General features: G+C 71.1%; 1 protein-coding gene and 1 tRNA gene. Both read right to left on the bottom strand.

All coding sequences use genetic code 11. The features are described 5' to 3' along the window. Positions 1-182 precede the first annotated feature (182 nt). On the bottom strand, positions 183-1,058 hold the full coding sequence (locus tag VR44_RS46325) for a hypothetical protein (RefSeq protein ID WP_211275032.1): 876 nt from the start codon (positions 1,056-1,058) through the stop codon (positions 183-185). Between the two features lie 308 nt (positions 1,059-1,366). After that, a tRNA-Lys gene (locus tag VR44_RS07225) sits at positions 1,367-1,439 on the bottom strand. Positions 1,440-1,748: the final 309 nt, after the last annotated feature.

Below are 1,748 nucleotides of genomic sequence, written 5' to 3'. Positions count from 1 at the left end.
GAGCTGCTCCACCCCGCGTCGGTGAACCCAACTCTACGTCATCCGGGGGGCGCGTCTCGCCAATTAAGCCGCCACAACCCCTCCTGAACGACATCACCGCAGGTCAGAGCACCAAAAAGGAGCTCGTGCCCGCACCCGGGGCGACCCCGGGCGCGGGCACGCTCAGCGGGATCCCGACCGGGTCAGGACCCCATGTTGCTCTTGGCGAGCCCCTTGTCCGCCTCCGCGAGACCGTGATGTGCGGGCGGGGCGCCCTTCGCGGCCCTGAACGGCAGCCCGGGGTTCACGGGCTGGATGCCGACTCCGCGCCACCGCCTCAGGGTTCCATCGGGCAGGGGGCCGCAGAACGCGTTGTTGGCCGGCGCGTTGGCGAGGCACTGGAGCTCGTACGCGTCCCCCGTCGTGGTGATCACCTTGAAGTTGAGGTTCGGGCCCTGGACCGAGACCGTGGCGGAGCAGACGGTGGCGGGGTTGGGGTAGCCCGGGTTGACCGTGGGATCGGTGAGGTTCTGACGGTTGTAGTCGCCCGCGGTGGGGCTGTGGCGGTGGCCGCCGTACGCGACTCCGTTGATCAGGAAGATGCTGAACTCCTCCGTTCCGTTGGGGAGGACGGAGTCGATGTCGCTGCCGCAGCCGTTGGCACCAGTCGCACCTGTTGCGCCAGTGGCTCCCGTCGCACCCGTCGCCCCGGTCGCGCCCGTGGCCCCGGTCGCGCCCGTCGGACCCGTCGGACCCGTGTCGCCCTTCGGCCCCCTCGGCCCCTTCGGGCCGCGCGGTCCGCGCTTGCAGTCGTCGTCGTGGCCGCCGCCGTTCGCGACCTCGCGGGAGGCGGCGGCGCGGTCGCCGTCCCCGTCGTCGTCATGGTCGTGATCCTTGCACCGGTCGAGGCCGGCCGTGCTCGCCGACGCCGCCGGCAGCGGGCTCGCGCCGAACGCCAGCGTCGGGGTGGCGAGGCCCAGCACCACGACGGCCAGCGATGCCACCGCGCTGCCTGCGAGATACCTGCCCTGCCGGGGGAGCGGGCCGAGACGGGATGCGGTCCTCTTCTCAGGACTCATGCGTGTTGCTCCTTGTGGAACCGAAGAGATGGGCCCGGAAGCCCGTGATTGAGCCTCCTTTCACATGATTTGGCTCATATGTCTGTTATCGGCGTCAGGCGCGCGGCCCGGTCAGCGCGATGGCCCATCGCGAATGGACCGAAGGGGTGTCCCCACCGGCGTGTCGCGCGAGGACGGGCCGCCAGGTTCCGGCCAGCCCCGGCCACCCCGGGGTCCTTCGGGGCCGCAACGCACGGAGCGCCCCTCCGGTCGGAACCGGAGGGGCGCTCTGGAGCAGGCCGGAGGGGTCGTCCCCCGCCTGCGGGAGGTAGGCCATGTCGGACTCGAACCGACAACCAACGGATTAAAAGTCCGCTGCTCTGCCAATTGAGCTAATGGCCCTCCATGTGCTCACCCCAGAGCATAGCCGCAGAGGGGCTGCTGGCCGATCGGGTATCGCCGGGTGTGGCCCCGGCGGTTTCCCGCCACGGGGTGCGGGTGGGGTGAAAGCGGCCGGAAATGGGCTCGGCCCCCACCGCACCGGAGTGCTGTGGGGGCCGATTCCTCGTCAGAGGCCGCTCAGGCGTCAGCCGTTGCGCTTCCAGCGGGGCTTGTCGTCGCGGCGGCCGCCGAAGGAGCCGCCGGAGGGACGGTCGTCACGGCGGAAGCCGCAACCACCCGACGGACGAACCACCCGACGGACGAACCACC

This window comes from Streptomyces katrae, from assembly GCF_000966975.1.
Taxonomy (GTDB): Bacteria; Actinomycetota; Actinomycetes; order Streptomycetales; family Streptomycetaceae; genus Streptomyces; species Streptomyces katrae.
Note: the sequence above shows the minus strand (reverse complement) of the source record. Positions and strands in the feature narration are given on the sequence as shown.